Origin of the sequence: Paraburkholderia edwinii (assembly GCF_019428685.1) — a bacterium.
GTDB lineage: Bacteria > Pseudomonadota > Gammaproteobacteria > Burkholderiales > Burkholderiaceae > Paraburkholderia > Paraburkholderia edwinii.
The window spans coordinates 2322145-2347908 of sequence record NZ_CP080095.1 but is presented as its reverse complement, the minus strand read 5'-3'; the positions used below and the strand labels follow the sequence as shown (position 1 = coordinate 2347908).

21 protein-coding genes and 1 tRNA gene are annotated in these 25764 nt (G+C 62.6%); 12 read left to right on the top strand and 10 right to left on the bottom strand.

From position 1 onward, the window contains the following. Positions 1-123: 123 nt before the first annotated feature. A complete protein-coding gene (gene clpP / locus KZJ38_RS10425) occupies positions 124-795 on the bottom strand; it encodes an ATP-dependent Clp endopeptidase proteolytic subunit ClpP (RefSeq protein ID WP_075157265.1) in 672 nt (223 codons plus the stop codon). A gap of 159 nt (positions 796-954) precedes the next feature. Continuing rightward, a complete protein-coding gene (gene tig, locus KZJ38_RS10420) occupies positions 955-2304 on the bottom strand; it encodes a trigger factor (RefSeq protein ID WP_219799962.1) in 1350 nt (449 codons plus the stop codon). Positions 2305-2925: 621 nt separating this feature from the next. Between tig and KZJ38_RS10415 the strand changes: the two genes are divergently transcribed. After that, a complete protein-coding gene (locus KZJ38_RS10415; RefSeq protein ID WP_219799961.1) occupies positions 2926-4080 on the top strand; it encodes a glycerate kinase in 1155 nt (384 codons plus the stop codon). Positions 4081-4144: 64 nt separating this feature from the next. Further along, complete coding sequence (locus KZJ38_RS10410) at positions 4145-4600, top strand: MarR family winged helix-turn-helix transcriptional regulator (RefSeq protein ID WP_219799960.1); 456 nt, start codon at positions 4145-4147, stop codon at positions 4598-4600. Positions 4601-4827: 227 nt separating this feature from the next. Here KZJ38_RS10410 and KZJ38_RS10405 read toward each other — a convergent pair whose 3' ends face one another. The 3 genes from KZJ38_RS10405 to hpnD form a co-directional block, all read right to left on the bottom strand. Next, the gene (locus tag KZJ38_RS10405; RefSeq protein ID WP_219799959.1) at positions 4828-5868 is read right to left on the bottom strand and encodes a 2-dehydropantoate 2-reductase; all 1041 of its coding nucleotides are present in this window, start codon (positions 5866-5868) and stop codon (positions 4828-4830) included. A 6-nt stretch (positions 5869-5874) separates the two neighbouring features. After that, positions 5875-6672, bottom strand: a complete 798-nt coding sequence (locus KZJ38_RS10400; protein ID WP_219799958.1) for a class II aldolase/adducin family protein — start codon at positions 6670-6672, stop codon at positions 5875-5877. Positions 6673-7133: 461 nt separating this feature from the next. Then, a complete protein-coding gene (hpnD, locus tag KZJ38_RS10395; protein ID WP_219799957.1) occupies positions 7134-7967 on the bottom strand; it encodes a presqualene diphosphate synthase HpnD in 834 nt (277 codons plus the stop codon). Between the two features lie 294 nt (positions 7968-8261). Here hpnD and KZJ38_RS10390 point away from each other — a divergent pair. Next, positions 8262-8348, top strand: a tRNA-Leu gene (locus KZJ38_RS10390). A 135-nt stretch (positions 8349-8483) separates the two neighbouring features. Here the strand turns inward: KZJ38_RS10390 and KZJ38_RS10385 are convergent. Beyond that, positions 8484-9575, bottom strand: a complete 1092-nt coding sequence (locus KZJ38_RS10385; protein WP_219799956.1) for a DUF1501 domain-containing protein — start codon at positions 9573-9575, stop codon at positions 8484-8486. Positions 9576-9665: 90 nt separating this feature from the next. Continuing rightward, positions 9666-10001, bottom strand: coding sequence for a hypothetical protein (locus tag KZJ38_RS10380; protein ID WP_219800222.1), 336 nt, complete (start codon positions 9999-10001; stop codon positions 9666-9668). A gap of 228 nt (positions 10002-10229) precedes the next feature. On the opposite strand from KZJ38_RS10380, the gene ompR reads away from it, so the two are divergent. The 4 genes from ompR to KZJ38_RS10360 all read left to right on the top strand — a co-directional run bounded on the left by ompR (position 10230) and on the right by KZJ38_RS10360 (position 13888). Beyond that, positions 10230-10964 (top strand): osmolarity response regulator transcription factor OmpR, encoded by a 735-nt coding sequence (ompR, locus tag KZJ38_RS10375; protein WP_007585880.1) that lies wholly within the window; start codon positions 10230-10232, stop codon positions 10962-10964. A gap of 43 nt (positions 10965-11007) precedes the next feature. After that, a complete protein-coding gene (locus tag KZJ38_RS10370) occupies positions 11008-12357 on the top strand; it encodes an ATP-binding protein (protein ID WP_219799955.1) in 1350 nt (449 codons plus the stop codon). A gap of 381 nt (positions 12358-12738) precedes the next feature. Continuing rightward, a complete protein-coding gene (locus KZJ38_RS10365) occupies positions 12739-13287 on the top strand; it encodes a peroxiredoxin (protein ID WP_219799954.1) in 549 nt (182 codons plus the stop codon). A 76-nt stretch (positions 13288-13363) separates the two neighbouring features. Continuing rightward, positions 13364-13888 (top strand): carboxymuconolactone decarboxylase family protein, encoded by a 525-nt coding sequence (locus KZJ38_RS10360; protein WP_219799953.1) that lies wholly within the window; start codon positions 13364-13366, stop codon positions 13886-13888. Between the two features lie 201 nt (positions 13889-14089). Here the strand turns inward: KZJ38_RS10360 and ispF are convergent, their stop codons facing one another. Together ispF and ispD are read right to left on the bottom strand one after the other, a co-directional pair. Beyond that, a complete protein-coding gene (gene ispF, locus KZJ38_RS10355) occupies positions 14090-14569 on the bottom strand; it encodes a 2-C-methyl-D-erythritol 2,4-cyclodiphosphate synthase (RefSeq protein WP_219799952.1) in 480 nt (159 codons plus the stop codon). Positions 14570-14600: 31 nt separating this feature from the next. Then, positions 14601-15329 carry a 2-C-methyl-D-erythritol 4-phosphate cytidylyltransferase gene (ispD, locus tag KZJ38_RS10350; RefSeq protein ID WP_219799951.1) on the bottom strand — a complete coding sequence of 243 codons (729 nt, stop codon included), beginning with the start codon at positions 15327-15329 and terminating at the stop codon, positions 14601-14603. A gap of 215 nt (positions 15330-15544) precedes the next feature. Between ispD and mfd the strand changes: the two genes are divergently transcribed. The 5 genes from mfd to mscL all read left to right on the top strand — a co-directional run bounded on the left by mfd (position 15545) and on the right by mscL (position 23724). Next, entirely contained in the window at positions 15545-19087 is a 3543-nt protein-coding gene (mfd, locus tag KZJ38_RS10345) for a transcription-repair coupling factor (protein WP_219799950.1), read from the top strand. A gap of 7 nt (positions 19088-19094) precedes the next feature. After that, a complete protein-coding gene (locus tag KZJ38_RS10340; protein WP_246641709.1) occupies positions 19095-20600 on the top strand; it encodes a M20 family metallopeptidase in 1506 nt (501 codons plus the stop codon). A 182-nt stretch (positions 20601-20782) separates the two neighbouring features. Next, positions 20783-22093 carry an acetylornithine deacetylase gene (gene argE, locus KZJ38_RS10335; RefSeq protein WP_219799949.1) on the top strand — a complete coding sequence of 437 codons (1311 nt, stop codon included), beginning with the start codon at positions 20783-20785 and terminating at the stop codon, positions 22091-22093. A gap of 57 nt (positions 22094-22150) precedes the next feature. Then, entirely contained in the window at positions 22151-23173 is a 1023-nt protein-coding gene (locus tag KZJ38_RS10330) for a threonine/serine dehydratase family protein (protein WP_219799948.1), read from the top strand. A 104-nt stretch (positions 23174-23277) separates the two neighbouring features. Continuing rightward, the gene (mscL, locus tag KZJ38_RS10325; protein ID WP_219799947.1) at positions 23278-23724 is read left to right on the top strand and encodes a large conductance mechanosensitive channel protein MscL; all 447 of its coding nucleotides are present in this window, start codon (positions 23278-23280) and stop codon (positions 23722-23724) included. Here mscL and KZJ38_RS10320 read toward each other — a convergent pair. Next, positions 23721-25703 carry a hybrid sensor histidine kinase/response regulator gene (locus tag KZJ38_RS10320; protein WP_219799946.1) on the bottom strand — a complete coding sequence of 661 codons (1983 nt, stop codon included), beginning with the start codon at positions 25701-25703 and terminating at the stop codon, positions 23721-23723. The genes mscL and KZJ38_RS10320 overlap by 4 nt on opposite strands. Between the last annotated feature and the right edge of the window lie 61 nt (positions 25704-25764).

Genomic DNA, 25764 nt, shown 5'->3' with positions numbered 1-25764 from the left:
GCGATCAGACGGGTCTTATTATTTCACAACGCTTTTACCCGGCGCTCTTTCCCTATTTGTCGGAAAAACGCGCCGGATCAGCGACGCCCAGGCACCTCTCAAGGACGCTGCATAAGACGTCGCTCAAGGACGCTTATGCAGCACCTGGTCAACGAGGCCATACGCTTGCGCGTCGTCACCGGACATGAAATTGTCGCGGTCCGTATCGCGCTGGATGCGTTCGACCGGCTGACCCGTGTGATGGGACAGTAGTTGATTCAGCCGTTCCTTCAAATACAGGATTTCACGGGCCTGGATTTCAATGTCCGACGCCTGGCCGCGCGCGCCGCCCAGCGGCTGGTGAATCATTACGCGCGCATTGGGCAAAGCAAAACGCTTGCCCTTCGCGCCGGCCGCGAGCAGGAACGCACCCATGCTGGCGGCAAGGCCCATGCACAGCGTCGACACATCGGGCTTGATGAACTGCATCGTGTCGTAAATCGCCATGCCGGCCGACACCGAACCGCCCGGGCTGTTGATGTAAAAACTGATGTCCTTATCCGGGTTTTCACTCTCGAGGAACAGCAGCTGCGCGATCACGAGATTCGCAGTCTGATCGTTCACTTCGCCGACGAGGAACACCACGCGCTCTTTCAGGAGACGCGAGTAGATGTCGTACGAGCGCTCGCCACGGCCGCTCGTTTCGACGACGATCGGCACGAGGCCGAGCGCCTGCGCTTCGAGATCACGATCCCTCGACTGCGAGGTCAGCGTCTGGGAAGTCAACGTGTCCAGCATTTGAGCGCGGAAGGTCATGCAATGGATCCTTGTCTGGAAATAAGTACTGGACAGGTGAGTGCTGCGTAAGCGCTATTCAAGTATCAGGCGGACAACAAAAACCGCACAACAAAATCCAGAAAGCAAAAACGGCGTGCAGCTGTCGCTCGGACAGCCGGCACGCCGTAGCAGCAACGCTTAAGCCTGTTGCGCCGTTGCGCTTGCCAGCTCTTCGAAGCTCACTTCCTTATCCGTCACCTTCGCCTTGCTGAGCACGAAATCGACGACGTTCGATTCGACGACGAACGCTTCCATCTCGGCGAGGCGTTGCTGGTTCGAATAATACCAGCGGACGACTTCCTTCGGGTCTTCGTAGCTCTTCGCGAATTCGTCGACTTCGGCGCGAATCTGCTCAGGCTTCGCCTGCAGTTCGTTCGCCTTCACGAGTTCGGCAAGCACGAGGCCGAGCTTCACGCGACGCTCCGCCTGCTCCTTGAACATTTCACCCGGAATCGGCGCGTTCTGCGCGTTCGGCACACCACGCTGCACGAGATCCTGGCGCGCCATTTCGACGAGACGCTGCTGGTCCTGTTCGATAAGCGCCTTCGGCACCTCGAGCTCCGAAATTTTCAGGAGCGCGTCCATGACCTGGTTCTTCACGACGGCCTGCGTGCGGCGCTTCGCTTCGCGCTCGAGATTATCCTTGATCTCGCCGCGCATCTTCGTCAGATCGCCGTCTTCGATACCGAGCGACTTCGCAAACTCGCCGTCGATCTCGGGCAGGTGCGGCCATTCGATCTTCTTCATCGTGATCGTGAATTGCGCGGTCTTGCCGGCCACTTCCTTGCCGTGATAGTCGTCCGGGAACTTGAGATCGAATTCGCGTGCTTCGCCGACCTTCAGGCCGAGCGCAGCCTTTTCGAATTCCGGCAGCATCCGGCCTTCACCGAGCACAAACGCGAAGTCTTCCGCGCTGCCGCCCTCGAACACTTCGCCTTCGAGCTTGCCGACGAAGTCGACCGTCACGCGGTCGCCGTCTTTCGCGGCCGTGTCCGTGCCGCCGTCGCCATGCGCGCCGGCTTCGCCGCGCGCGTGATAGTGCACGCGCTGCTTGCGCAGGATGTCGAGCGTGCGGTCGATTTCAGCTTCGCTGATCGTGGTGGTGGTGCGCTCGATTTCGGCGGTCGCCACGTCGCCCAGCTGCACGTCCGGATAGACCTCGAAGGTCGCGTCGAACGCATAAGCGTCCTCTTGCGCATCGGTCTTCGGGCTGAAGCTCGGCTGACCGGCCACGCGCAGATTCTCCGCACGGCTGATGTCGAAAAACTCCTTGCCGACCTTGTCGCTCAGCACTTCGGCTTCCACCTGGCCGGAATACTGCTGAGTCACCATCTTGAGCGGCACCTTGCCCGGACGGAAGCCGGGCATGCGCACGTTTTTCGCCAGTTGGCGGATGCGCGAATCCACTTCTTTCTGCACGGCATCCTTCGGCAGGGAAATCGTCACGCGGCGTTCGAGCTTGCCGAGGTTCTCAACAACGTTAGCCATGGCTTCAATCGTCCTAAAATTATTCGAGCGAATCAGTTATCTTTTCTGCGCCTTCCGCCGACGTCCGAATTGCTGACGGCACTCGACCATCGAGTGCCGCTTCGACGCCGCTCCTCAGTCTCGCCGCCTGCACACCAGGTTCATGCCAGCTTCGCACCGGCTACACGCCGGTTGTACACCGCGGGATGTACACCACAGGTTGTACACCCGGTTGTACGCCTTGCATGCCGCTGGTCGCACGCGCGGTGCGGACGCAGATTGGGTCAGAGAGCCGAATATTTTACCAAACTATTTGCGCGGCCCACCGCGAATCGACGTTCGGCCGGACACGGCGGCATTTTCCGGCGAATTTGCAACCGGCTTGCAGTCGATTTCCATCTGCTAGCGCAGCGTTCATGCTTGAAGCGTTCAACCATCCGAACACCTCGCGCAATCCGTGTGCAACGGCCTTTCATCGCTTCGCGCAACGTGCGTTCGCGCAACGATCCGCGCTATGCCATCCGGCATATTCAGTCGCGAGCGCCATACTGCTAAGCTAGCGGACGCGGTCGGGCAAGCCGGTTTCAGGAACATTGCCCGCACCATGCACTCCGGCCAGAACTCCAATCACGAAGAGACATCATGCCTAATCCGTCGTCCGCGCCTGTCGTTGTCATCGCTCCCGATTCGTTCAAAGGCTCGCTTAGCGCCGAAGGGGTCGCGCAGGCGATCGCCGACGGTATCCGCCGCGCACGCGCGGACGCGATCATTCGCATCTGTCCAATGGCCGATGGCGGCGAAGGCACGCTCGACGCGATGCTCTCGCGCGGCGGCGGGCGCCGCACACTGACCGTGCGCGGCGCGGCCGGCCCGGCGCGCGATGCGGCCACGGGTCTGGTCAGCGACGGTAGCGCGATCATCGAAACGGCCGAAGTGGTCGGCATTACAGATCCGGTCGGCATGGGTGTGCCGGTCGAAGACCGCAGCACGCGCGGCATGGGCGAAGCGATTCGCGCACTACTCGACGAAGGCGTGCGCCGCTTCTATGTCGCGCTCGGCGGAAGCAGCACGAACGACGGCGGCGCGGGTCTGCTGGTCGGCCTCGGCCTGAAAATTCTCGATGCACAGGGCAACGAACTCGAACCGACGCCGGAGCAACTCGCACGCGCTGCACGCGTCGATGCATCGCAGCTCGATGCACGGCTCGCCGAAGCGACATTCATCGGCATGTCCGATGTCGATAACCCGCTCACGGGCGATCATGGCGCCACCGCGGTATTCGGTCCGCAGAAGGGCGTGAAGCCCGATCAGATCATCGCAATCGACGCCGCCCTCGCCCGCTTCGCCGACCTGCTCGAACCTGCGCTTGCGCACAATGCACGCGATCTGCCGGGCGCCGGCGCTGCGGGTGGCCTCGGCTTCGCGCTGCATATGCTTGGCGCGCAGTTCGAACCGGGCGCCGAAGTCGTTGCGCGGCAAATCGGTCTCGACGAAGCCTTGCAGGGCGCGGACTGGCTCATCACCGGCGAAGGCCGTTCGGACGTGCAAACGCTGCACGGCAAGGCGCCCTTCATCGCCTGCCGCCATGCTCGCGCGGCCGGTGTGCCCGCTACGCTGCTCTCGGGCGCGGTCGATCCGGCCGCGCTGCCGCGACTCACGGAACACTTCAGTGGATGCTTCTCGCCCGCACCTGGTCCGATCACGCTCGAGACCGCGATTCGCGACGCGGCGCGTCTGCTTGCGAATGAAGCGGAGCAACTGACGCGTCTGCGATACGAGATGCGCAGCATGCGTTGACCCGGGCAGCGGATGCGGCAACAATCACAGCGCCACGACCGCATTCACTCCTAACAGGAAGACCATGAAGGCCTCCGATAAAGCCGGACTCGAACAGTTTCTGACGTATCGTCTGCACATACTCAACAAACTCTCCGAGCGCGGTATCAGTGATCGATATCTGGAGAAGCTTGGCGTGACGCTGCCTGAAGCACGCGTGATTGCATCGGTTGGCTCGTTCGGTCCGTTTTCAATCATGGACCTCGCGCGCCATGCAAATCTCGACAAAAGTCAGGCGAGCCGCGCGGCCGAAGCGCTGATCAAGCAAGGGCTCGTGCAACGCGAAGCAAGCGATGACGACGGACGGGTCGTGCTCGTGTCGCTGACCACCGAAGGGCGTGCGCTGTATCGCAAGGTAATGCCGATTGCGCGCAAGTGGAACAGCGATCTGTTCGATTGCCTCGATGAGCGCGAAAAGGCGGTGCTTGGCGCGACGCTCGACAAGGTCATCGATTCAGCACTCGAGCGCGACGAAGAGTAGCGACGCCCGGTAGCGTTGTCGCTTTGAACGCAGGCTTTAGCGGCTGCGCCTGGCGCGTGGAATCACCGCGCTTCAACGGCCGAGGGTCACGTGCCGCGGCGTCATAGCCGTGCATCATGGGTCGCGCGCCAAGGGCCACGCTTCACTGTCCACACTTCGTAGTGCGCGCGTTAAAAGCCCACGCCTCACAGCCCACGCTCCGCAGCCAGCGCTTCACGGCCCGCGCCTCACAGCCCACTATTCGCCGCCCTCTGCCGCAGCAACCCGAGCACCGCATCGCAGAACGGTGTCGGTACATCGAGCTTGCGGCCCAGCTCCGGAAACACGCCGAGAATCGGCTCGACTTCGAGCGGCCGTCCTGCTTCGAAGTCCTGCAGCATCGATGTCCTGAACGCGCCGAGCTTGCGCGTGACCGCGAGACGATCGGCCGCACTCATTCCCGTCGACAGCCCGAGTCGCGCGCCGATCGCCGCGGCCTCGTCCATCATCCGCAGCACGAGCGCATGCGTCAGCGGATCGTCGAGCAGACGGTCAGCGGTCGAGCCGGTCAGCGCACTGAGCGGGTTCATGTTCATATTGCCCCACAGCTTCGCCCATATCTCGGCGCGAATTGCGTCGGATAACACAACGTCGAAGCCGCCGATGCGCATCGCGTCCGCAAACGCGGCCGCCTGCTCGCTCAAGCCGCCGTTCGGCGCACCGACGATCAGCTGATTGCCGCGCCCGCGCCGCACGATGCCAGGCCCATCGGTCGATGAAGACAGATGCACGACGCAACCGATCGAGCGCGCCGGCGGCAATGCCGCCGACACACTGCCGCCGGGATCGACCGCTTCGACGGTCTGATTCTCGAGCGGCCCGGCGAGTCCGTGCGTGAACCACCACGGCAACCCATTCATGGCCGCGACGATCACGGTGCGCGGCCCGATCATCGGCTGCAGGCTCGCGACGATGGCGGGCAGCGTCTGCGCCTTGAGCGCAATCACCACGTAGTCCTGCACACCGAACGCGTCCGGCGCATCGCCAGCATTCACGCGCACGACGGATTCGCACGAGCCGTCGATCACCTTGAGCCCGTCCGCGCGCAACGCATCGAGCGTTTTACCGCGCGCGAGCACGCTGACCGAATGACCGGCGCGCGCCGCGGCCGCCGCGATCAGACCGCCGATTGCACCCGCGCCGACAACGGCCGTGCGGACTGGCTGTGGAACGGGCTGTGAAGCAGCCTGTTGCCCTGCTTGCCCGACCGATTGCGGCTCGGAGCTCATCGCGCATCACTCCCTGTATGACGGATCGATACGATCGACCTGCCGCAGCAGCGCCTGCAGCACATCGGCACCGGCGCCATGGCGCGGATTGAATTGCAACGCATCGCGTGTGCTGCGCGCGGCGATATCGTCGGGAATTGCACGTGCCGTGCCCAGCGCCGCAGTGGCAAGCTGCACTTCGCAGGCGCGATTGAGGGTCCATAGTCGCACGAACGCCTCGGCAATCGTCGAACCGATCGACAGCAAGCCATGGTTGCGCAAGATCATCACTCGCTTGTCGCCGAGGTCGGCGACGATACGCGCGCCTTCATCGGCGCGAACCGTGACGCCTTCGAAATCGTGATACGCGACCATGTCATGAAGCTGCGCCGAATAAAAGTTCGTATTTTCGAGTCCCGCCTGCGAACACGCAACGGCAAGACCCGCGGTCGTATGCGTATGCATTACGCAGTGTGCATCGGGTATCGCGCGATGAATCGCCGCATGCACGACGAATCCGGCCGGATTCACGGGATACGCGGACGACCCGATCACATTCGCGTCGACATCGATTTTCACGAGATTCGACGCGTTCACTTCGGTGTAGTGCAGTCCGAACGGATTGATCAGAAAATGCGTGCCCGGGCCGGGTATGCGCACCGTAATGTGGTTATAGATCAGCTCAGTCCAGCCGAGCATCGCGAAGGCGCGATAGGTGCCGGCGAGCTCGATCCGCAACGCGCGCTCCGCACTTTCGTGACTCGCGGTCGGCGCGGATTGCTGGACGGATTGCTGAGCGGGTTGCTCAATATCGACAGCGGACATGGCGGTCTCCTCTCCGGCGGCACGTGCGATTCGCGAGCAGAAAACGGCTGCAGCGCGGCTCACGTTACGGTCAGCGCAGCATAGGTCAACCTGGTTGCATGCGCAACGAAAATGCAAGCTATAAACCACGCTTTTTCTAGAGCGCTTTTAGCCAATCGTAATACGGCCTTGCTAGGATGACCGCCCCTTTCCCGTTTTTTGATTTCAGAGGATTCAGGATGAAGAAGGTTTTACTGGTGTTGGTTGCCGTCGCGGCAGGAATGGGTAGCATTTCGTCCGCATTCGCGTACGACAACCACCACGAAGTGTGTCACAAGGTGCGGGTCCATCATCATTGGGAGCGTCGCTGCCACCACTGATTGACGATGTGACTCGCGAGATGTGACGCGCGCCGTGACTCACAGCTAAACCCCGCATTGCGCGGGGTTTTTTGTTGGCGCCGGCTGCAGATCAACCGCGGCTCAACCGCGCCGCGCCGCACGCCACGCAACCCAGAGCTTGCGGATCGGCGTCAACGCGATGCGCTGGTGCAGCACGTGATACCCGTCGCGCTCGATTTCATCGAGCAGCGCGAGCGCGAGCGCCGCGAGCGCGCGCAACGTGCGCTGCGTGCGGCGCTCGGCGCCGGGCAGCGCGGCAAGCGCGGTATCGATCGCGTCGCGCGCGCGCGTCGTCTGAAAGCGCATCAGGTCGGTGAACGCGTCGCTATACCGGCGGTTGATCAGGTCCGCTGCCGTCACGTTAAAGCGCTGCATCTCATCGATCGGAATATAGATGCGCCCATGACGCGCATCGTTGCCCAACTCGACGACGAACTGCGCGAGCATCAACGCCTGCCCGAGCGGTGCAGCCCAGTTTGCCGCCGCTTGCGGATCTTTCGCGGTCGCGCGCGCGACGACCGTCGCAAACGTGCCGCCGACGCTATCGACATAGCGGCGCAGATTCGGATAGTCGAGGTAGCGCGCCTGATCGAGATCCATCTCGAAACCGGCGAGCAGCGTCTGCAAGGCCGGATACTCGGTTTGAACGTTCGGCCAGTGCGCGGCAAGCGCCTGCGACACCGGATGCGACGGCTCGCCGGCCGCGAGCGCCGCGGCTTCCTTCTGCCACCACGCGAGCTTCGTGCGGCCGATGGTCGGATCGCTCGTTTCCTTCACCGTTTCTTCGAATTCACGACGCAGCGCGAAAAGCGCGGTAAGCAGCGGTTGCCGCGCAACCGGCGCTTGCCTGAGCGCGTAGTAGATGCTCGACCCGGGAGGCGCCGCTTTTTGCTGGCAATAGTCGTCGAAATTCACGGGATGGGCGATATTGGCGTAGGGGGTGACGTGGCGAAGCGTAGGTGAATCATCGGCAGGCGCCCGACGGCGCCGCGTCGCTTCTTCTGGCGAGTCGAAAATTGTAGCATTGCAATCGACGCCCGGTTGCAGACAAGCGAATGCCGATCGGGTAGAATCTCGCGCTCACGCTTTCGACCATGCCGCGCCGGTGCAAGATGTGGCAGACGATCAGCAATAAGAGCACTCGACGACGAGTCAAAATGCACCGGCATCTGTTGAGACGACCAGACATCGGGCGCTATGCGCCCGGCGGCGAGGATGGCGAAATTGGTAGACGCACCAGGTTTAGGTCCTGACGCCCGCAAGGGTGTGCGGGTTCGAGTCCCGCTCCTCGCACCAGAAAGCGCATGAAAACCGGTGGGCTTTGCCCATCGGCCGGAACGCCTCCATCGGAGGCGCGCGGCACGCGTTAGGCATAGCGCGGCACGTATGGTTGCCCTCGGGGTCGTCCGTCACACACCGATCAGCTCCCCGCTATACACGCAGCAAAGGCAGCGGCTCGAAGCGCCGCTCGAGCACCGCGGCCGCGTCGCATCCCCACCATGACCGAAGCACGGTCGCATAAAGGCACCTGAAGTCGATCGCCATCGGCAGATTGCCATTGCCGTCGAGTTGCGACAGCGCCGGCGGCGCGCCATAAAGTCCGCCGCGCACCCGGCTGCCGATCACGAAGTGCGGCGCGCTGCTGCCGTGCTCTGTACCGCCGTTATCGTTTTCACGAGGCCGGCGGCCGAACTCCGAACAGGTCATGACAAGTGTGTCGTTCCAGAGACCAAGTTCGACTAGCGACGCACGCAACGCGTCGATACCCTGCGCCAACTGAGCGAGCCGCGCCGCGTGCCGCTCGCGCTGATTGAAGTGCGTGTCGAAGCCGTTCAACGTGATACGAATGACCGAGGCATCGAGCATGCACTGCGCGCGTGCCACCTCCCCCATCGACGACGACATCAACGTCGGCACGGCACACGCGGCACCAGCAAGCGGCCCATGCTCCGCGCTACCAACCACGAGCCCTCCTCCGCCCCGCATCGCGTGGCCCGCATCGCGTTGCGCCAGCGCGCGCGCAATCCATCCATCGCGCAAGTACCGATGCGCATCGGACGCGGTGTCCCAGATCTCGCTCGCACGAAAATGCGACCGGTTGAATTGCGGATAACCGAGCCCTTGCACGACCGCAAGTTGACCGCTTTGCCAAAGCGGCATCAGCGGCGCGAGCGCGGGGTGCAGCGCCGCGCGCTCGCTGATGGGCAGCACCGTATCGCGGCTCACAGCGACACGTGGTCGCAGACGGTAGTAGAGCGGATCGGCATAAGGCACGACGGTGTTGAGTCCATCGTTACCGCCTTTGAGCTCGATGAGAACAAGCAGTTTGCGACCGCCGCCCGCGGACGTCGCAGACGTAGATGCAGATGCAGATGCGGACGCTAAAGCGCCGTTCGCGGAGACATTAACGCAACCCGAAGCGAAGTTTCCGGCACCTGTCAGCGCAGCGCCGAGCGCAATACGCGGCAACGAAAACGCCGCTCCCGCAGCGGCCGCAACCGACAGAAACTCGCGTCGCTTCATGCCGTGTCTCGCTCCGTTGTCGATAAGGCATGGCTCGCCAATCGGCAAACAAAACATGCCCGATACACGAACCCTGCCTAAGAAACACGCTTAACGCTTGTACAACTCGCGTACCGCATCTTCGATATGCTGGCGCAGCAGCCGCCGCTCCTCGGGCGTCATATGCCCATCGCGACGGCGTTGATCAAGATCCGGCGGCACCGCCGTGCGCACGATCGGATCGGAAGCCGGTGTTTCCTGGGGCTGTTTGCGTGGTGAGTGAGACGCCCGCGAACGGGGATGCGAAGCTGGATGAGGAGGAACGGCGCGGTCGGCAAGAGGCGGAGGATCGGCATACGCAGGCGGGCTCAACGCGGCCGCGAACGTACTCGCTGCAGCCAGCGCAATCACGCTCAGGCGCACGTTCGGCCAAACCCCTCCCTTCATCTTTTTCCCTTCGTGACGCAGCAACCGGCTACCTCAAATGCGTATGGTGATTCCGGCAAAAACCGGGCGCGAAAGTTTTGGTCTTGTGAAGTATCTACCGAACAGGCGCAAACAGTAAAGGAGTGTAAGCGCGCCCGCTTTACGCCGTGCCACAGGCCGGGTAAATTTTGTAACTGACTGTTACTCGATAAATGCCTCAAACGCGTTCCCCTTTCTAATCGCGCTAAGATGCCGACCATGGAAACCAAAAACCCTTCGAAAATCCTCGTCGTCGACGACGACCCGCGCTTGCGCGATCTGCTGCGCCGCTACCTTGGCGAGCAGGGCTTTAACGTATATGTCGCGGAAAACGCGCCGTCGATGAACAAGCTTTGGGTTCGCGAGCGCTTCGATCTGCTCGTGCTCGACCTGATGCTGCCGGGCGAGGACGGGCTCTCCATCTGCCGCCGTCTGCGCGGCAGCAACGACCGCACGCCGATCATCATGCTGACGGCGAAGGGCGAAGACGTCGACCGCATCGTCGGCCTCGAAATGGGCGCCGACGATTATCTGCCGAAACCGTTCAACCCACGCGAACTCGTCGCGCGCATTCATGCCGTGCTGCGACGCCAGTCGCCTTCCGAATTGCCGGGCGCGCCCTCGGAAACGTCCGAAGTGTTCGAGTTCGGCGAGTTTGCGCTGAATCTCGCCACGCGAACGCTCACCAAGGCCGGCCAGGAAATTCCGCTCACCACCGGCGAGTTCTCGGTATTGAAGGTGTTTGCCCGCCATCCGCGCCAGCCGCTGTCGCGCGAAAAGCTGATGGAGCTCGCACGTGGCCGCGAATACGAAGTCTTCGATCGCAGTCTCGACGTGCAGATTTCGCGTCTGCGCAAACTGATCGAACCCGATCCCGGCAGTCCCCGCTTTATCCAGACCGTCTGGGGTCTCGGATACGTGTTCATTCCTGACGGCGCAGCCTGAATTTGCTCGCTGCGTGGAGTCTGTTCTTCGATAAGAAGGCCGCATGCGGATCGACCGGCGCCTCCTGACGCTCGCGTTCGGCGGCCTCTTCTGGCGTACGTTCCTGCTGATCGCGCTGCTGATCGCGGTCAGTCTCGCCGCGTGGTTCCAGAGCTTTCGCGTGATCGAGCGCGAGCCTCGCGCGCAGCGCGTCGCGCTCCAGCTCGTCGCGATCGTGAAGCTCACGCGCACCGCACTGCTCTACTCCGATCCCGACCTGCGCCGCGCGTTGCTGCAAGACCTCGAGAGCAATGAAGGCGTGCGCGTATACCCGCGCGAAACCACCGATAAATACAAGCTGCAACCCGACGAATCGCTGAACCGCCTGATCGAGCATGACATCCGCGGACGTCTTGGCGACGATACGATCATCGCGCAGTCGGTGAACGACATACCGGGTGTGTGGATCAGCTTCAAGATCGACGACGACGATTACTGGGTCGCGCTCGATCGCGATCAGCTCGATAACGTGACCGGCCTGCAATGGGCCGGCTGGGGCATATTTGCGCTCGCGCTGTCGCTATTCGGCGCGGCGTTTATCACGAGTCTCGTGAACCGGCCATTCGCGCGCCTCGCGATGGCGGCGCGCAGGGTCGGTTCCGGGCAATCGCCGGAGCAGTTGCCTGAACGCGGCCTCGGCGTGGCGGCCGAAACGAATCGAAGCTTCAACCAGATGGTGCGCGATCTCGAGCAGCTCGAAGCCGATCGCGCGCTGATGCTTGCCGGCATTTCTCACGACCTGCGCACGCCGCTTGCTCGCTTAAGACTCGAGACGGAAATGAGCCCGTCCGATCAGACGACCAAGGACGCGATGATCGACGACATCGAGCAGATGGATATGATCATCGGGCGTTTCCTCGATTACGCGCGCCCGGTGCAGCGTATGCCCGAGCCCGTCGATCTGTCGGTGATCGCGGGAGAACTCGCGGCGCGGATGTCGACCGAAGATGGCATCCGGCTGATCACGCGCCTCGCGCCCTCGGCGGTTATCGAGGCGGATGAAACGGATATCCGGCGCGTCGTCGGCAATCTGATCGAGAACGCGCGCAAGTACGGCTTGAGCGAAGAAGACGGCATTCCGCACGTGATTCTCGAAACGCGGGTATCGCATTCGCGCGTCGAGCTGTCCGTCGTCGACGAAGGTCCGGGCATTCCGGAAGACCAACTCGCGCTTGTCACACGACCGTTTTACCGTGTCAATTCGGCGCGTACGCAGGCAAACGGGACCGGCCTCGGCATGGCGATCGTGCAGCGGCTGGTCGGCCGCTATCGTGGCGCGTTGCGGCTGCGCAACCGGTCGCCGGGTCCGGGCCTTGAGGTGACGATCGAATTTCCGCTCGCGAAGAGCGGTTGAGCCGGATCGAAAGCGGCAGATCTTTCAGAAGATGCACGCAGTTTCTTGGTTTGATCGGAAGATTCACCGTTTTCTCCGATTCGCCCCTATATAAAACAAGACTGCCTCCGGTGAAACCGAAACAATCTCCCGGCTGCACACTATCGGCGCTTTGAAGAAAATCTATCCGTTCCGTTAGTGAAAAACTATTGACCACAAATAGCAATAGAGTTATAGTTTCGTTCGTGGGGCGCGACGTACGGCTCCAGCGAGCCTTGACGCTCGGCAGCACCGAACAAACCCAAACAGATTTATCCGGACGATTGCGGTTCCGTGTTTAGCAATCCCCGTTTTGAATGACCCGTTCCTGACCGTTTGCCACTTTCACATAGGAGTGTCTGCATGAAAACCATCGGCGATAAACTCGAAGCTTTCACCGTCACCGCTGCGAAGCCTGGCTTTAATCACCACGAAGAGAACGGCGTGTCGGCGTTCGAAGAAATCACCGAACAGTCGTTCCCGGGCAAGTGGAAAATCATTTACTTCTATCCGAAGGACTTCACGTTCGTCTGCCCGACGGAAATTGTCGAATTCGGCAAGCTCGGCAAGGATTTCGCAGAGCGCGACGCTGTTTTGCTCGGCGGCAGCACCGACAACGAATTCGTGAAGCTCGCATGGCGCCAGGCTCACAAGGACCTCGACAAGCTGAACCACTACTCGTTCGGCGACGTCAAGGGCGAACTGGTTGACCAACTGGGCGTGCGTGACCGCGAAGCCGGTGTCGCACTGCGCGCAACGTTCATCGTTGATCCGGACAACACGATTCAGCACGTGTCGGTCAACAACCTGAACGTCGGCCGTAGCCCGACGGAAATCCTGCGTATTCTGGACGGCCTGCAAACGGACGAACTGTGCCCGTGCAACCGCGCAGTCGGCGGCGCCACGCTGTAAGCCATTGCAGCTGAAAGCCCGCTAAGCTTGAAAAAGCCGGCGGGCTTTTTTATCGGCAACTCGATAGGAGATATCTATGGAATTCTTGTCCGCGATCAAAGAACTTGTTCCCGACTATGCGAAGGACATCCGGCTGAACCTCGACGGCACGATCGCGCGCTCGTCGCTCGAAGGCAACGACGCGGTCGGCGTCGCACTGGCTGCCGCGTTTGCGTCGAAGAGTCCGGCGCTGGTCGCCGCGATCCGCAACGCGGGCGTGCTGTCGCCCGAAGAAACGAACGGCGCGCTGACGGCCGCCGCGCTGATGGGCATGAACAACGTCTGGTATCCGTACGTCGAGATGACGGATAACGCCGACTTGAAGGGACAGCCGGCCGGTCTGCGGATGAATGCCTATGCGTCGCATGGCGGCGTCGACAAGCGGCGCTTCGAGATGTACGCGCTGGCCGCATCGATCATCGGCAAGTGCCACTTCTGCGTGAAGTCGCACTTCGAGACGCTGCTCAAGGAAGGCATGAGCTCGACGCAACTGCGCGACGTCGGCCGGATTGCAGCGGTGGTCAATGCCGCGGCGCTGGTGATTGCGGCTGAAGGCAAGTAACGCAGGCACGCACGCCGCGCGGCAAAAACGCGCACTTTTGCGCGCGGCGATACACGATATCGCCGCGCTCATGCAAAAACGCCACGCATGATCTGCGTGGCGTTCTGCTTTTCAGAAATGGCTTTTTCGCATGCTGCTCGCCGACGCACGGGCGCGTCTACCCCGCTCCGCGCCCCGCTCGCGCCAATCCGCGCTTCAGCCTCAGGCCCGCATCAACAACACCGCGGCCTGCGCCTCGATCCCTTCGCCGCGCCCGAGATAGCCGAGCTTCTCGTTGGTCTTCGCCTTCACGTTGACGCGCTCGAGCGGCAGTTGCAGATCCGCCGCGATATTCGCGCGCATTGCATCGATATGCGGCGCAAGCTTCGGCGCCTGCGCGATCACCGTGCTGTCGACATTCGCGATCGAAAAGCCGGCGCGCGCAATGCGCGCCGCGCATTCGCGCAGCAGCACGCGGCTGTCGGCGCCGGCGAATTCCTTGTCCGTATCGGGAAAATGACGGCCGATGTCGCCGAGCGACGCGGCGCCGAAAAGCGCATCGGTAATCGCATGCAACAGCACGTCCGCGTCCGAATGACCGAGCAGGCCGCGGTCGTAAGGCACAGTCACGCCGCCGATGATAAGCGGCCGGCCCGGCACGAGCGCATGCACGTCGTAGCCTTGTCCGATTCTGAAATCCATGGTGGGGTCCGTATTTTTTAGCGCGTTGTTTTTATGAAGAAGCGGCGTTGAGCGTGGCAGCCGGCCGGCTCAGGATCGCGTCCGCAAGATCGAAATCTTCGGGATAGGTGACCTTGAAATTGCGCAGGCTCCCCTGCACGAGCCGCGGCGCATGGCCGATCCACTCGATCGCACTCGCCTCGTCGGTCAGATCGTGGCCGTCCTGCTGCGCGCGCAAAATGGCCTCGCGCAGCATGCCGATGCGGAACATCTGCGGCGTTTGCGCCTGCCAGAGCCCGTCGCGGCCTTCAGTGCGCGAGATGCGCGTATCGGTGTCGGGCGCGATGCGCTTGAGCGTATCGGCAACGGGCAGCGCCATAATGCCGCCGATCGCGTCGTCCTTCAGCGCGTCGACGAGCGAGCGGATCAGCGCGGGCGTAATGCCGGGGCGTGCCGCGTCGTGCACAAGCACCCAGTCGTTGTCGTGCGCGCCGAACTCGGCGAGCGCATGCAGCCCGTTCAATACCGACGCCTGCCGCGATGCGCCGCCGCAGCGCCGCACCGCAAAGCGCAGGCCGCTGAAGCGGCGCGCGTCGAAATGCTGGTCGTTCGGCGCGAGCACGACAAGCGTCTGCGAAAACTCGCTGCACGCGTCGAACGCCGCGAGCGAGTAATGCAGCATGTCGCGTCCGGCGACGCTTCGGTATTGCTTGGGCATCGGCGCGCCGGAACGGCTGCCGGTGCCCGCACCGGGAATCAGGGCAAAGAGGCGGGGAGTCACAGAACGGATGCTGCGAAGTCAAAGTGAAGGTCGGATTTTATAATAGGTCTTTCGCTCGCACGTCCCGACACGCGTAAACTTGCCGTTTCTGTCGCGCTTCAGCCGACGCTTGCACCGAAGATAGCCTCGAAGTGTTAGCCGGACATGAGTTCCCGAAGCTAGACACCGCAGTTGACACACTAGTTGCCACAATTCACGGCCGTTCCTCCTTATTTATGTCCGACACCGCCGCATCCCCGTCGAATCCGCCGCAGCCGACTCCTCCGCAGGGGACCGCCGTAGAGCGGTATGCTGCCCAGTGGAAGCCCCCCGTCGCACCCGTCAAAGCCGGCCAGCGCTTTGCGTTCGACGGCGCGCAAGGTTCCGCCGACGCGCTGCTGATCGCCCGCTACCACCTCGCGTACAAGGAACAACTGCCGCTGCTGGCCGTCGTCTGCGCCAGCGCCGTCGACGCACAGCGCCTGTCGCAGGAAATCCCGTACTTCGCGCCGAACGCACGCGTGCGGCTGCTGCCGGACTGGGAAACGCTGCCGTACGACACGTTTTCGCCGCACCAGGATCTGGTCTCGGAACGGCTCGCGACGCTGCACGACCTCGGTGAGGGCCGCTGCGACATCCTGCTCGTGCCCGCCACCACGGCGCTCTACCGCATGCCGCCCGCGTCCTTCATGGCTGCGTACACGTTCGCGTTTGCGCAGGGCGAACGTCTCGACGAAGCGAAACTGAAGTCGCAGCTCACGCTGGCCGGCTACGAGCACGTCAGCCAGGTCATGCGCCCCGGCGAATACTGCGTGCGCGGCTCGCTGATCGATCTGTTTCCGATGGGCTCGCCCCTGCCGTACCGGCTCGACCTGTTCGACGATCAGGTCGATTCGATCCGCGCCTTCGATCCCGACACCCAGCGCAGCCTGTACCCCGTACGCGACGTCCGCCTGCTGCCGGGCCGCGAGTTTCCGTTCGACGAAGCGTCGCGCACCGCATTTCGCAGCCGATGGCGCGAGGTGTTCGAGGGCGATCCGAGCCGTGCGTCGATCTACAAGGACATCGGCAACGGCGTACCGTCGGCGGGTATCGAATACTATCTGCCGCTCTTTTTCGAAGATACGGCGACCCTCTTCCACTATCTGCCCGACGGCTCGCATCTGGTTTTCACGGGCGACCTCGACGCATCGATCAAGCGCTTCACCGCCGACACGAAACAACGCTTCAACTTCCTCTCGCACGATCGTGACCGGCCGATTCTCGAGCCGCAGCGGCTCTTTCTGTCAGACGAAGATTTCTTTACGCTCGCCAAGCCGTTCGCGCGCCTGACGCTGCCCGCAAAAGCCGAGGGCGGCTGGGCCGCGCCGCTGCCGAACCTCGCGCTCGACCGTCACGCGGAAGACCCCGTCACCGCATTGCGCGCGTATCTCGATACGACGCCGAATCGCGTGTTGTTCGCGGTCGAATCGGCGGGCCGTCGCGAAACCATCGCGCAGCTGCTCGCGGAAAACGATCTGCGCGGCGGTCCAGCTGACAGTTTCGAAGCATGGCTCAGCGCCGACGCGCGCTTCTCGATCGGCGTCGCGCCGCTCGCGAGCGGTTTTGCGCTGCCGGGCGAAGGCATCGCGATCATCACCGAAACCGAGCTTTACGGGCCGCTCGCGCGCCGTGCCGGACGGCGCCGTCAGGAACAGGCGAGCAACGTCGACTCGATGGTGCGCGACCTGTCCGAGCTCAAGGTCGGCGATCCCGTCGTCCACGCGCAGCACGGCATCGGCCGCTATATGGGCCTCGTGACGATGGATCTCGGCGAAGGCGAGACCGAGTTCCTGCATCTCGAATACGCGGGCGAAAGCAAGCTCTATGTGCCGGTCGCGCAGTTGCATGTGATCTCGCGCTACAGCGGCGCGGACCCCGAAAGCGCGCCGCTGCATTCGCTGGGCTCCGGCCAGTGGGAAAAGGCGAAGCGCAAGGCCGCGCAGCAGATCCGCGATACGGCCGCCGAATTGCTGAATCTGTACGCGCGCCGCGCGGCACGCGAAGGCCACGCTTTCAAGCTCGATCCGCGCGATTACGTGAAGTTCGCGGAAAGCTTCGGCTTCGAGGAAACGCCGGACCAGGCCGCGGCAATCGCCGCCGTGATTGGCGATATGACGAGCGGTAAGCCGATGGACCGGCTCGTCTGCGGCGACGTCGGTTTCGGCAAGACCGAGGTCGCGCTGCGCGCGGCGTTTATCGCCGTGATGGGCGGCAAGCAGGTCGCGCTGCTGTCGCCCACCACGCTGCTTGCCGAACAGCACACGCAAACTTTCAGCGACCGCTTCTCCGACTGGCCCGTGCGCATCGCCGAACTGTCGCGCTTCAAGACCACCAGGGAAATCAACGCGGCGATCCAGCAGATCAACGAAGGCAGCGTCGATATCGTAATCGGCACGCACAAGCTGCTTTCGTCGGAAGTGCAGTTCAAGCGGCTCGGTCTGGTGATCATCGACGAAGAGCATCGGTTCGGCGTACGTCAGAAGGAAGCACTCAAGGCGTTGCGCGCCGAAGTGGACGTGCTCACGCTGACCGCGACGCCGATTCCGCGCACGCTCGGCATGGCGCTCGAGGGCTTGCGCGATTTCTCGGTGATCGCCACGGCGCCGCAAAAGCGGCTCGCCATCAAGACCTTCGTGCGGCGCGAGGAAGACAGCGTGATTCGCGAAGCAATGCTGCGCGAACTGAAGCGCGGCGGCCAGGTTTACTTTCTGCATAACGAAGTGGAGACGATCGAGAATCGCCGCGCGATGCTCGAAGCGCTCGTCCCCGAAGCGCGCATTGCGGTCGCGCATGGACAGATGCACGAGCGCGAACTCGAACGCGTGATGCGCGATTTCGTCGCGCAGCGCGCCAACGTGCTGCTGTGTACGACGATTATCGAAACCGGTATCGACGTGCCGAGCGCGAATACGATCCTGATTCACCGCTCCGACAAGTTCGGCCTCGCGCAATTGCACCAGTTGCGCGGCCGCGTCGGCCGCTCGCATCACCAGGCCTATAGCTATCTGCTCGTGCATGATCCGCAGGGCCTCACGAAGCAGGCGCAACGGCGGCTCGAAGCGATTCAGCAGATGGAAGAACTCGGCGCCGGCTTCTATCTCGCGATGCACGACCTCGAAATTCGCGGTACCGGCGAAGTGCTCGGCGACAAGCAGTCGGGCGAGATTCACGAGATCGGCTTCCAGCTCTACACCGATATGCTCAACGATGCGGTCAAGGCGCTGAAAGACGGCAAGGAGCCCGACCTCACCGCGCCGCTCGCGGCGACGACCGAAATCAATCTGCACGCACCCGCGATTCTGCCCGCCGATTACTGCGGCGATGTGCAGGAACGCTTATCGCTGTACAAGCGGCTCGCCAATTGCGAACACAACGATTCAATCGACGGCATTCAGGAAGAACTGATCGACCGCTTCGGCAAGATGCCGCCGCAGGCGCATGCGCTCGTCGAAACGCATCGGCTGCGGCTCGCCGCGCGACCGCTCGGTATTTCGAAGATCGACGCGGGTGAAGCGGTGATCGCGCTGCAATTCATTCCTAATCCACCGGTCGACGGGATGCGCATTATCGAAATGGTTCAGAAGCACAAGCACATCAAGCTGGCGGGACAGGACAAGCTGCGCATCGAAACGCGCAGCCCCGATCTCGCGGTGCGCGTCGCGACCGTCAAGGAAACGCTGCGCGCGCTCGGTGCGCCCGCACGAGGCGCGGCAGGTCAGCGTGTGACAGCGCAGTGAAGCCAAGATGACAGACACATCCGGGAGCGGCAACAACCAGAAGCGTGCGTACGATGTGCATCGGACCGCACGCGCGGATGGCGCTCCGGATGCAGGCGACACACGAGATACAGGCGATGCACGCGGCACACTCGCCGCACTTGACGCACGCACGGCATCGATCGTCGATCTGCTCGCGGCGCTCGTGCGCATTCCGAGCCGCGGCGGCATCGATCCCACGACGCCGATCCTCGAATGCATCGAGCAATGGTTCGCGCGACACGCGCCGGGCTTGCCGCGTACACGCATCGTGTCCGCGAGCGGCGAGCCGCTCGCGCTGTATGCGGAAGTGTGTGGAAGCGCTGCCACCACGGCGAAGGCTTCGGAAAACGCTTCGACCAACCCTTCGACCAAAACCACGGCGCATGCACCATCCAATTCATCGGACAAAGCATCCGGTCCCGCGCCCCGCATCACGTCCGGTAACCCGCCCTACTATGTGCTCAACGCGACGCTCGACACGGCAGGCTTCGGCGACGAAGCGGTCTGGACTCAACCGCCGCTCGGCGCGCATATCGTCGATGGCTGGCTGATTGGCCGCGGCGCCGCCGATAGCAAATCAGGCGCCGCGCTGTTTGCGCATCTGCTGGTAGCGCTTTCACAACGGACCACGGAATTCGCCGGACGCATCGGCCTGCTGCTCGACCTCGACGAACACACGGGCCGTTTCGGCGGCGCGCGTGCGTTCTTTGACAGCTTCGTCGACAACCAGGGCAACACGACCGCGAAGCTTGACAGCGTTGCCAATCAAACCGGGCACGCCCGCGCCTCACGCCCCGACGGCGTGCTGATCGGCTATCCGGGACACGACCGCATCATGGTCGGTGCGCGCGGCTTTCTGCGCGCGAAGCTTGTTGTGCACGGCATCGCCGCGCATTCGGGCAGCGGCAGCTCGCGCGGGCTCAACGCGGCGGTACGCGGTGGCGCACTCGCCAACGCGCTGCACGATATGCCGCTGCCCCGCATCGACTACGGGACTTTTGACCGCCAGGCACAATTGACCGTGACCGGCATCAAGGCAGGCGACGACGGCTTCACTGCAGTACCCGATCGTTGCGAACTCAAGGTCGATATCCGGCTCACGCCGCGCTTCGATGCTGAGCACGCGCGCGGTCTGATTGCCGATGCGATTCGCGCACACGACATCGCCTACACCTCCAGTCCTGCAAATAATCTATTGACGGACATCGAATGGATCGACGGCTGGCCCGCTTATCGGGTGTCCGATACGCATCCTATGTTGAACACATTGTGCAAAGCGGCACGGCACATATTCGGTGCAGTGCCGCCATGTGAAGTCGCAGGCCCTTCGAATATCGGCAACTATCTCGCGTCGCTGTCGATCCCCGCGCTATGCGGTTTCGGTCCGCGCGGCGAACAGCTGCACGCCAGCGACGAGCGCGTCGAACTGGCGAGCATCGCGCCCGTCTATCAAATCTACGAACACGCGTTGCTCGAGTTATTGCGTCAATAGCGCCTGCTAATACGAGGCAATTGCAATTGCAAGCGCGCACATAAGCGTTTTATGCTGCATTGCGCAAACGCTTTAAAAGCCGCTTATGTACCCTCGCTTGTCCCCTTTATGTGCCCTTTAGCGCTTTGGCTTATTAAGGGTTTTTCGGTATGATCGGGCAGACAATCAAGCGGAGTCCCGTCATGTCCCAGGTCGCTGAATCAGCAGCTCAGCCCTCAAGAATGTCTTCTCGATCCGCATCCGCTGTGTCAAACGTTTCCGCCAACGCTTCTTCCAACGCACTTCCCGACGTCTCTTCACAGGGCCATTCAAGCACTGCTCCGGTTTCGCTGCCGTGGATCGAGCGACTCGTGGCATTCGACACGGTGAGCCGCAATCCCAATCTCGGCCTGATCGAAACCGTGCGCGACGCCTTGCGCAAGCACGGCATCGACGCCACGCTGACGCACGGCGAAGGCGGCACATGGGCCAATCTCTTTGCGACGATTCCGGCGCACGACGGCGAAACGAACGGCGGCGTCGTGCTGTCCGGACATACCGATGTCGTGCCGGTCGACGGCCAGCACTGGGACTCCGATCCCTTCAAGCCCGAAGTACGCGACGGCAAACTGTACGGCCGCGGCACCTGCGATATGAAGGGGTTTATCGGCGCGGCGCTGACGCTCGTGCCTGAAATGCAAAATACAAAACTCGCGCGGCCAATTCATCTCGCGCTATCGTTTGGCGAGGAAGTCGGTTGCATCGGCGCGCCGTTGATGATCGAAGATCTGATCAAACGCGGCATCAAGCCTGACGGCTGCATTGTCGGAGAACCGACGAGCATGCGGCCGATCATCGCGCACAAGGGCATCAACGTGTATCGATGCTGCGTGCGTGGCCAGGCCGCGCATTCGTCGCTTACGCCTAAAGGCGTCAACGCGATCGAATATGCGGCGCGCCTCATCTGCTATATCCGCGATATGGCCGATCAGTTCCGCGAGCAAGGTCCGTTCGACGAACTCTACGACGTGCCGTTTTCGACTGCGCAAACCAGCACGATCGAAGGCGGAAACGCCGTCAACACAGTGCCGGCCGAATGCCGTTTCGCGTTCGAGTTCCGCAATCTGCCGACGCTCGACCCCGAGCCGATCTTTGCGCGCATCGAGCAGTACGCGCGCGAAACGCTGCTGCCGAAAATGAAGCGCGAGCATGAGGCGGCCGCGATCGAATTCACGAAGGTGGCCGCAGCGCCGGGGCTCGACGCGGCGGAGCAAACCGCGATCACGCAACTCGTGCGCGCGCTCACCGCGAATCAGGACAAGCGCAAGGTCGCCTATGGCACCGAGGCCGGACTCTTTTCGCGCGCCGGCATTCCGAGCATCGTCTGCGGGCCCGGCGATATCCAGCAGGCACACAAGGCAAACGAATTCGTCGCACTCGAACAGCTTGTGCAGTGCGAGCGCTTCCTCGGCAAGTTCATCCACAGCATGTCGCTCGACGCACACACCAACTGAGTGTTTTAGCCCGGCGCAATCATCCCCCCACGAACGCAACCCACGTACGATCACGCCATGTCCACCGCCATCCAGCAGCACACCGACCACACGATCGACGGCGAGCCGATTCCGACGCTCGATGCGATCGCTTCGCAGCATTTTGCGTTGACGCCGTGGGTCGTGCGAACACCGGTGTTCGATCGGATGGACTTCCCAACGCTCGAGGGCACGCTCGTCAACTTCAAGTTCGAGCTGCTGCAAGCCGGCGGCAGCTTCAAGGCACGCGGCGCGTTTACGAATCTGCTTGGGCTCGACGAACCGCAGCGCAGCGCGGGCGTGACATGCGTATCGGGCGGCAATCACGCGATCGCGGTCGCGTATGCAGCGATGCGGCTGGGCATCAGCGCGAAGGTCGTCGTGTTCCGTTCGGCGAACCCGGCGCGCATTGCGCTTTGCCGGCAGTTTCGCGCGGAAGTCGTGATCGCGGAAAACGCCGTCGAGGCCTTCGAGATCGTGCGCCGCATTGAAGCGGAAGAAGGCCGCTATTTCGTGCACCCGTTCAACGGCTATCGCACCGTGCTCGGCAGCGCGACGCTCGGTTACGAATGGGCCACGCAAACGCCCGATCTCGATGCGGTGATCGTGCCGGTGGGCGGCGGCGGCCTCGCGGCCGGCGTATCGACTGCGCTGCGTCTGGCGAATCCGCGCGTCCATGTGTTCGGTGTCGAACCTGAAGGCGCCGACGTCATGAGCCGCAGCTTCGCGGCGAATCACACGGTGAAGATGGGCCATATGCATTCGATCGCCGATTCGCTGATGTCGCCGCATACCGAGCAATACAGCTACGAACTGTGCCGCCGGCATATCGACCGCCTCGTGACCGTTAGTGACGATCAATTGCGCGCGGCGATGCTCACGTTGTTCTCGCAACTGAAACTCGCGGTCGAGCCTGCTTGCGCGGCGGCGACCGCGGCCCTGCTCGGCCCCTTACGCGAAACGCTGCAGGGCAAACGCGTCGGCGTGCTGCTATGCGGAACCAATACCGATACGCTCACGTTCGCGACGCATATCGAGCGCGCGCGTTCGGCGCAGGTGTAGGAGCACAATCACGCCCGCGGCAAGGGCACGTCCATCAAACCTTCTACCCCGCCTGTCCGATCGTTCGCTATCATGCGTGCATTGACCACCAGGAGAGATGCCTTATGAGCATGATCAAGGAATTCAAGGAATTCGCCCTCAAGGGCAACGTCATGGATCTGGCAGTCGGTGTGATTATCGGCGGCGCGTTTTCCACCATCGTCAATTCAGTGGTGAAAGACCTGATCATGCCGATCGTCGGCACGGCAACCGGCGGCCTCGATTTCTCGAATCTGTTTATTCTGCTCGGGCATATTCCCGACAGCTTCAAAGGCAACCCCGGTTCGTATAAAGACCTGCAGACCGCGGGCGTTGCGGTGTTCGGCTACGGCGCATTCATCACAGCCGTGATCAACTTCGCGATTCTCGCGTTCATCATCTTTCTGATGGTCAAGTTCATCAACAACCTGCGCAAGCCGACTGAAGCCGAAGCGGCAGCGCCGGCCGCACCGCCCGAAGATACGTTGCTGTTGCGCGAGATCCGCGATTCGCTGAAGAGTTCGCCGCGTTAAGATCGGCCTGCGGCCTTCTCCGCTTTCGCGTTCGCCGCACTTTCAATCGCTTTTTCGAGCTGCATGAAGTTGACGGGTTTCGTCAGATGCGCGTTGAATCCCGCATCGATACAGCGCCGGATATCCTCGTCGGTGCCGAAGCCCGTCAGCGCGACGGCCGGCACGTCGGAGCGCTCGCGAAACGCGCGGATAAAGTCGATGCCCGTGCCATCGGGCAGGCCGACATCGCTCACGATCAGATCGAACGATGCGGTCTGTGTCGCCGCAAGCGCATCCGACACCCGCCCCACCACCGTCACTTCGTGCCCGAGCGTACGAATCAGTTGCGCCATCACCTCGGCGGTATCTTCATGGTCTTCGACCATCAGAATCGCGAGCGCGCCGGCCGGATGACGCGTCGATGCGTCCGCAACGACCGGCTTTTCGGTCGGCGCTTCGGCAGTCGGCAAAGTGATCGTGAAGGTCGCGCCGCAATGCGCGCCGGGGCTATAGGCGGTGACCGTGCCCCCATGCGCATCGGTTAGCGCCTTCGTGATTGCAAGCCCGAGCCCGAGTCCGCCGAATTGCCGCGACATATTCTGGCTGCCCTGCTCGAACGCATTGAAGAGCTTGCCGATCTGCTCAGGCTCGATACCGACGCCCGTATCTTCAACCGAGATCTGCACATGCATGCGCTCGTCGCGCGTGCGCACATAAATATGCCCGCCATCCGGCGTGAACTTCGCCGCGTTGCGGATCAGATTCCATAGCATCTGCTGCAGCCGCGCGCGATCGCCGAGCACATAGTGGTGTTGAGCCGCCTTGTCGACATGCACGTCCTGCTGCTTGACTTGAATCTCACTGCGAAAGAGTTCGAGCACGCTATCGATCACCTCGTGCACATCGACCGTTTCGTGCGATAGACGCAGCTTGCCGTTCGCCACGCGCGTCAGGTCGAGCAGATCGTCGATCAGCCGCGCTTCGAGTTCGACATTGCGGCGAATCATCGCGATGCCCGAGCGCGCCGCTTCGGGCAGCCCCGGGATCATCTCGACCATGCGTGCGCCGGCCAGCACCGGTGTCAGCGGCGTGCGCAGCTCATGCGACAGCATCGCGAGAAAGCGATCTTTCGCGCGGTTTGCTTCTTCAGCTGCCTGGCGCGCGGTCTGCTCCGATTCGAGCAGCCGTTCGCGCTCCTCGATCGCCTCGCGCTGCGAATGGATGTCCGTGCAACTACCGAACCATTTGCTGACCGTGCCGTCGGCATCGCGCATCGCGACGATACGCGTGTCGAACCAGCGATACACGCCATCGTGGCGGCGAATGCGCAATTCGTGCCGATACTCGGACGTGCCGCTCCGCACGGTCCTCAACCATGTGCGGCGCACTTCCTCGCGATCGTCGGGGTGCACGGCGTCGAGCCACGCCAGGCCTAGCGACGCGGCGCTTTCGAGCCCCGTATAGTCGACCCACTGTTTCGACACGAAGTCGCACGCGCCGCTCGCGCTGCACGTGAGCACGAGGTGCGGCAGCGCTTCCGAAAGCGTTCGGTAATGCTGCTCGCGGTCGCGCAGCATCAGCGCTTCGGCCGACGCGCGTTGCAGCCGCACCTGCGACAGCACGCGTTCGACCGCTTCGGGCAGATAGTCGAGATAGTCGCCGGCCTTCGGCACGACGTCGGATACGCCCGAGCGCAATGCCTCGATCACGCGCGATTCGTCGGTGAAGCCGGTCACGAGAATGGCGGGCACGCGCACGCCTTCGCTGCGCAACCGCCGGAAAAAGTCGAGCCCCGTCTCCGCACCGGTCAGCTGATAGTCGAGCACGAGCAGGTCCGGTTCGCTCTCGGCAATGCGCGCGCGCGCCGCACCGACGCCCGCGCACAGCGCGACCTTGCAGCCCGCGCGTTCGAGCGACTTGCGCGCGAGACGCAGGATGCCCTCGTCGTCGTCGACGACGAGCACATGAGCCGCAGGTAGCGTGGATCCTTCTTGTGTCATGCTGTATCTTCGTTGTCTCTGCTGTCGATGACTGCGGCCGTTGACTGCGGCCGTTGACTGC

Excerpts from the sequence above, each read along its gene's own strand:
- KZJ38_RS10370 (WP_219799955.1), top strand. The coding sequence starts at position 11,008 with ATGCGGATCGACCGGCGCCTCCTGACGCTCGCGTTCGGCGGCCTCTTC.
- KZJ38_RS10330 (WP_219799948.1), top strand. The coding sequence starts at position 22,151 with ATGTCCACCGCCATCCAGCAGCACACCGACCACACGATCGACGGCGAG.
- clpP (WP_075157265.1), bottom strand. The coding sequence starts at position 795 with ATGACCTTCCGCGCTCAAATGCTGGACACGTTGACTTCCCAGACGCTG.
- tig (WP_219799962.1), bottom strand. The coding sequence starts at position 2,304 with ATGGCTAACGTTGTTGAGAACCTCGGCAAGCTCGAACGCCGCGTGACG.
- ompR (WP_007585880.1), top strand. The coding sequence starts at position 10,230 with ATGCCGACCATGGAAACCAAAAACCCTTCGAAAATCCTCGTCGTCGAC.
- mscL (WP_219799947.1), top strand. The coding sequence starts at position 23,278 with ATGAGCATGATCAAGGAATTCAAGGAATTCGCCCTCAAGGGCAACGTC.
- KZJ38_RS10410 (WP_219799960.1), top strand. The coding sequence starts at position 4,145 with ATGAAGGCCTCCGATAAAGCCGGACTCGAACAGTTTCTGACGTATCGT.
- mfd (WP_219799950.1), top strand. The coding sequence starts at position 15,545 with ATGTCCGACACCGCCGCATCCCCGTCGAATCCGCCGCAGCCGACTCCT.
- KZJ38_RS10365 (WP_219799954.1), top strand. The coding sequence starts at position 12,739 with ATGAAAACCATCGGCGATAAACTCGAAGCTTTCACCGTCACCGCTGCG.
- argE (WP_219799949.1), top strand. The coding sequence starts at position 20,783 with ATGTCCCAGGTCGCTGAATCAGCAGCTCAGCCCTCAAGAATGTCTTCT.
- KZJ38_RS10340 (WP_246641709.1), top strand. The coding sequence starts at position 19,095 with ATGACAGACACATCCGGGAGCGGCAACAACCAGAAGCGTGCGTACGAT.
- KZJ38_RS10400 (WP_219799958.1), bottom strand. The coding sequence starts at position 6,672 with ATGTCCGCTGTCGATATTGAGCAACCCGCTCAGCAATCCGTCCAGCAA.
- KZJ38_RS10385 (WP_219799956.1), bottom strand. The coding sequence starts at position 9,575 with ATGAAGCGACGCGAGTTTCTGTCGGTTGCGGCCGCTGCGGGAGCGGCG.
- KZJ38_RS10380 (WP_219800222.1), bottom strand. The coding sequence starts at position 10,001 with ATGAAGGGAGGGGTTTGGCCGAACGTGCGCCTGAGCGTGATTGCGCTG.
- ispF (WP_219799952.1), bottom strand. The coding sequence starts at position 14,569 with ATGGATTTCAGAATCGGACAAGGCTACGACGTGCATGCGCTCGTGCCG.
- KZJ38_RS10415 (WP_219799961.1), top strand. The coding sequence starts at position 2,926 with ATGCCTAATCCGTCGTCCGCGCCTGTCGTTGTCATCGCTCCCGATTCG.
- KZJ38_RS10320 (WP_219799946.1), bottom strand. The coding sequence starts at position 25,703 with ATGACACAAGAAGGATCCACGCTACCTGCGGCTCATGTGCTCGTCGTC.
- KZJ38_RS10405 (WP_219799959.1), bottom strand. The coding sequence starts at position 5,868 with ATGAGCTCCGAGCCGCAATCGGTCGGGCAAGCAGGGCAACAGGCTGCT.
- KZJ38_RS10360 (WP_219799953.1), top strand. The coding sequence starts at position 13,364 with ATGGAATTCTTGTCCGCGATCAAAGAACTTGTTCCCGACTATGCGAAG.